At 75.0% G+C, this 5,095-nt stretch carries 4 protein-coding genes and 1 pseudogene; all 5 read left to right on the forward strand.

Annotation, left to right across the window (positions count from 1 at the left end; genetic code table 11):
- Positions 1–81: 81 nt before the first annotated feature.
- The gene (locus ACFUEL_RS34740; protein WP_380241415.1) at positions 82–939 is read left to right on the forward strand and encodes an ABC transporter ATP-binding protein; all 858 of its coding nucleotides are present in this window, start codon (positions 82–84) and stop codon (positions 937–939) included.
- On the forward strand, positions 936–1,784 hold the full coding sequence (locus ACFUEL_RS34745; RefSeq protein WP_380241409.1) for an ABC transporter ATP-binding protein: 849 nt from the start codon (positions 936–938) through the stop codon (positions 1,782–1,784). Before ACFUEL_RS34740 ends, ACFUEL_RS34745 begins: the two co-directional genes overlap by 4 nt.
- Positions 1,781–2,671 carry a branched-chain amino acid ABC transporter permease gene (locus ACFUEL_RS34750; protein ID WP_380241411.1) on the forward strand — a complete coding sequence of 297 codons (891 nt, stop codon included), beginning with the start codon at positions 1,781–1,783 and terminating at the stop codon, positions 2,669–2,671. Before ACFUEL_RS34745 ends, ACFUEL_RS34750 begins: the two co-directional genes overlap by 4 nt.
- A gap of 19 nt (positions 2,672–2,690) precedes the next feature.
- Positions 2,691–3,858, forward strand: a pseudogene (locus ACFUEL_RS34755) (branched-chain amino acid ABC transporter permease).
- A partial coding sequence (locus tag ACFUEL_RS34760) for an ABC transporter substrate-binding protein (protein ID WP_380241413.1) occupies positions 3,855–5,095 on the forward strand: 1,241 nt, incomplete at its 3' end. The pseudogene ACFUEL_RS34755 and the gene ACFUEL_RS34760, both read left to right, overlap by 4 nt.

Here is a 5,095-nt window from a genome sequence, read left to right on the forward strand (position 1 = left end):
GCGCCCGCCCCCGACGCCCCGCACCACCCCTCCGGGCGCGCCGCGCCGCACCCGGAGCCGGGAGAACCAGGAGAACCACCGATGACCCCGCCGACACCGCCGCCGCCCCCACCGCCGGGGCCGGGACTGGAAGTCCACGACCTCACCGTCAGCTACGGCCGGTCCGTCCGCGCCCTGGCCGACGTGTCGCTCGCCGTCCCCGACCGGGGGGTCGTCGCCCTGCTCGGCCCCAACGGCGCCGGGAAGTCCACCCTGCTGCGGGCCCTGTCCGGCACGCTGCGGCTGCACGGCGGAGCGATCGACCGCGGCACCGCCACCTTCGACGGCACCCCGCTGAACGGCCGCGACGCCGCCGCCGCGGTCACCGCGGGGATCGTGCAGGTCCCCGAAGGGCGCGGGGTCTTCCCCAGGCTGACCGTGCAGGAGAACCTGCGCTGCGGCACGCTCGGCCTCGGCCGCCGCGCCCGGGCCCGCAGCCGGGCCCAGCGCGACCGGGTGCTCGACCTCTTCCCGGTGCTGGCGCAGCGCCGCGGCCAGCCGGCCGGCCTGCTCTCCGGCGGCGAACAGCAGATGCTCGCCATGGGCCGGGCCCTGATGGCCTCGCCCCGGCTGCTCCTGCTGGACGAGCCCTCGCTGGGCCTGGCGCCGCTGGTGGTCGCCCGGATCGCCGCACTCGTCCGGGAGATCAACGCCCAGGGCACCGGCGTCCTGGTGGTCGAGCAGAACGCCGCCATGGCACTCGAACTCTCCTACCACGCCTACGTGTTGGAGGTCGGCGAACTGCGCCTGCAGGGCCCCTCCGCGGAACTCGCCGCCAGCGACGAGGTCCGCCGCCTCTACCTGGGCGAGGGCGGCGGGGACGAGGACGGGGACGGGGACGGGGACGGGGACGGGCAGACCCCGGCTCCGGCGCGCACCCTGCGCAGGTGGGCCGCGTGAGCGCCGGGGACGGCACGGACGTGCCCCGCCTGGTCGTCGACCGGGTCACCGTCCGCTTCGCCGGGCTGACCGCGCTGGACGCCGCGTCCTTCACCGTCGAACCGGGCAGCGTGCACGCCCTGATCGGCCCGAACGGCGCCGGGAAGTCCACCTGCTTCAACGTGCTCTCCGGCGTCTACCGCGCCACCTCCGGATCGGTCCGCCTCGGCGGGCACGAACTCACCGCGCTGCCGCCGCACCGGACGGCCGCACTCGGCCTGGCCCGCACCTTCCAGAACATCGTGCTGACCCGCGGCACCGTCGCCGACAACCTGATGCTCGGCCGCCACCTGCACACCCGGGCCGGCTACCTCGCCTCCGCGCTGCGGCTGCCCGCCGCGGTGCGCGAGCAGCGCCTCCACCGCGAACGGGCCCGGGAGATCGCCGAGTTCACCGGGATCGGCGCGCACTTCGACCGCCCCGTCGGGCTGCTGTCCTACGGCGACCGCAAACGGGTCGAGCTGGCCAGGGCGCTGTGCGCGGAGCCGAAGGTCCTGCTGCTGGACGAGCCGGTGGCCGGGATGAACGCCACCGAGCGGCTGGCGATGGCCCGCACCATCGCCGAGGTCCGCCGGGCGCTGGGCGTCTCGGTGCTCATCGTCGAGCACGACATGGGCCTGGTCATGCGGATCGCCGACCAGGTCACCGTCCTGGACTTCGGCCGGCGCATCGCGGGCGGCACCCCGGCCGAGGTCCGGCGCGACCCCGCCGTGGTCCGCGCCTACCTGGGCGCCGGACCGGACGCCGACCACGATCCCGATGCCGATGCCGAACCGGACCGCGCGGAACAGGAGGAGAGCGCGTGAACACCTTCGTCGAGACACTCTTCAACGGGCTCACCCTGGGCTCCGTCTACGCCCTGGTCACCGTCGGCTTCGTGGTGGTCTTCAAGGCGTCCGGCGCGATGAACTTCGCCCACGGCTCGCTGCTGCTGCTGGGCGGCTACCTGGTGGCCGTCCTGCGCGACGACCTCGGGTTCGCCGGGGCGCTGACCGCGGCCGCCGGGTGCACCGCCGCCGCGGCCGGGCTGCTGGCCCTGGTGCTGCGCGCGGCCGGCCCCGGCGCACCGGCCCACACCCTGACGATCCTCACCATCGGCGCCGACCTGATCCTCTCCACCGACCTGGCCCGCCGCCTCGGCCCCGACATCCTCGGCCTGGCCGACCCCTGGGGCGACCGGGTCGTCGACCTGGGCCCCTTCCCGGTGGCCGAGGCACGGCTGGCCTCGCTCGCGGTCTCCGTGCTGCTGGTCGGCGCCGTCCTGGCGGCGTTCCGCTGGAGCCGGTGGGGCCTGGCGATGCGGGCCGCCACCCAGGACCGGGAGGCCGCCGCGCTGATGGGCGTGCGCCAGCAGCGGGTCCGGCTGCTGGCCTGGTGCGTCGCCGGCGTGCTGGCCACCGTCGCCGCGGTCTTCCTGGCGTCCTTCCCCGCCCCCGGCCTGGACCGGACGACCGGCACGGTCGCCCTCAAGGCCCTGCCCGCGGCCATCCTCGGCGGCATCGACTCGGTCGGCGGCGCGCTGCTCGGCAGCATGCTCGTCGGCGTCACCGAGGCGCTGGTCGCCGGCTACCACCAGCACCTCGGGGCGGCCGGGCAGGGCCTGGCCGGTGTCGCCCCGTATGCCGTGATGGTCCTGGTGCTGCTCGTCCGCCCGCGCGGCCTGCTCGGCTCGAAGGAGACCTCCCGTGTCTGACGCCCCCCGCCGCCCGCGGATCCCGCTGCGCCGACCCGCCCCGGGCACGGTCGCGCCGGTGCTGCTGGTGCTCGTGCTGGCCTGCCTGCCGTTCTACCTCTCCCAGTTCTGGCTCCAGACCGGCCTGTTCGCGATGGCCGCGGTGGTCGCCGCGATCGGCCTGAACGTCCTCACCGGGGCGGCCGGACAGCTCTCCATGGGACACGCCTTCTTCCTCGCCGTCGGCGCGTACGGCTACACCTGGATGGCCGGGGAGCCCGGCCGCTCCGGCACCGTCCACCTCAGCGGCCTGGGTCTGCCGCCGCTGCTCGCCTTCGTGCTCGCCGCCGTCCTCGCCGGGGCCGTCGGCGGGGCGCTGAGCCCGATCGCGGGCCGGCTGCGCGGCATGTACCTGGGCATCGCCACGCTGTCCCTGGTCTTCCTCGGCCAGTACGCGATGGCCCAGCTCACCTCGGTGACCGGCGGCTACAACGGCCGCTCGGTCGCCCCGATGGAGATCCTCGGGTTCTCCCTCTCGGACGAGTCGCCCGAGGGGCTGTCGGTGCTCGGCGTCCCGTTCGGCGCGTTCGAACGGCTCTGGTACTTCGCGCTCGCCGTGGTCGTCGCGGCCTGCTGGACGGCCCGCAACCTGCTGCGCGGCCGACCGGGCCGGGCACTGGGGGCGCTGCGCGACAGCGAGGTCGCCGCCGCCGTGATGGGCGTGTCGCCGACCCGGCACCGGGCCGCCGCCTTCGCGCTCTCCTCGACGTTCGCCGGCGCGGCCGGGGCGCTGCTGGCGCTTCCGCCGGGTCGTCCCCGAGTACTTCGGCCTGGCGCTGTCGATCGACTACCTCGCCATGATCGTCATCGGCGGCCTGGGCACGGTGGCGGGCGCCGTCACCGGAGCGGTGCTCGTCACCCTGCTGCCGCAACTGCTCGCGCACTACGCCGACGTGCTGCCGCTGGTCGGCGACCCCTCGGCGGCCGACACCGCGCTCGGCCCGGTCGAGGCGTCGCGCTACCTGTACGGCGCCGCCGTCCTGCTCGTCCTGCTGCTCGCCCCCGGAGGGCTGGCCGGACTGCTCCGGGAGCGCCTCGCCCGGCCGCGCCGCCGCCCGGCCCGCACCCCCGTCCCCGCCCCTGCCGTTCCCCCCGTTCCCGCCGTTTCCCCCGTTCCCCCCACCTCCTGCAAGGAGCCCCTCGGATGAGAACCACCACCCGCACCCTCGCCGCCGTCGCCACCGCCGTGGTGCTGCTCGCGACCGGCGCGTGCAGCACCAAGTCCGGAGCGGGCGCGGACAGCACCGGAAGCGGCGGCGTCAAGACCGGCCCCGGCGTCACGGACGGCACGATCACGCTGGGCGCGCTGACCGACCTCAGCGGCCCGTTCGCGGCCCTCGGCCGCAGCGCGCTCCAGGGCGAGCAACTCTACTTCGACCAGGTCAACCAGGCCGGCGGCATCTGCGGACGGACCGTCCGACTGGAGGTCAAGGACCACGGCTACGACGTGCAGAAGGCCGTCACCGCCTTCACCGAGCTCCAGCCGAAGGTCGCCGCGCTCCCGCTGGTGGTCGGCTCGCCCGTGGTCAGCGCGATCACGGACGACGTCGCCAAGCAGAACCTGCTGACCTTCCCGCAGGGCTGGTCCTCCACCCTGCTCGGGCGGCCGGCACTCCAACTGGTCGGCTCCACCTACTCCGTGGACATGGTCAACGGCGTGGACTTCCTGGTCCGCACGGCCGGGCTCAAGCCCGGCGACAAGATCGGCCACGTCTACTTCGAGGGCGAGTTCGGCGAGGACGCCGCCGCCGGCTCCCGCTACGCCGCGAAGCAGGCCGGGCTGGAACTGGTGGAGCAGAAGATCAAGCCCACCGACGAGGACATGACCGCGCAGGCCACCGCCCTCCGGGCGGCCGGGGTGAAGGCCGTCCTGATCAGCGCCGGGCCCAAGCAGGTCGCCTCGCTGGTCGGCGTCTCCGCGGCCGCCGGCTCCCAGGTGCCGTTCCTCGCCAACGCCGCCTCCTACGCCCCGCAACTGCTGGACACCCCCGCCGGACCGGCCCTGGAGAAGCTCCTCTACACCGTCAGCCCCTCCCCGGCCATCGGCGCCGACCTGCCCGCCACCCAGAAGCTGGTGGCGGACTACCGGGCCAAGTACCCGCAGGCCACCATCGACATGGGCGTCCTGGCCGGCTACAACGGCGGCTCGGCGACGGTCGCCGTGCTGAAGCAGGCGTGCGCCGACAAGGACCTCTCGCGCAAGGGCATCCTGGCCGCCCGGACGAAGATCACCTCGCTCGACACCGGGCTCGGCATCGTCTACGACTTCACCGACCCGGCCAAGCCCTCCAGCACCAAGAGCTTTGTCCTCAAGCCCGCCAAGGGCGAGCCCGGCGGTCTCGCGGTCGTCGAGGGCCCGGTCCAGGCCGCGGCACTGGCCGGCTT

Origin of the sequence: Kitasatospora sp. NPDC057198 (genome assembly GCF_042670125.1) — a bacterium.
Taxonomy (GTDB): domain Bacteria; phylum Actinomycetota; class Actinomycetes; order Streptomycetales; family Streptomycetaceae; genus Kitasatospora.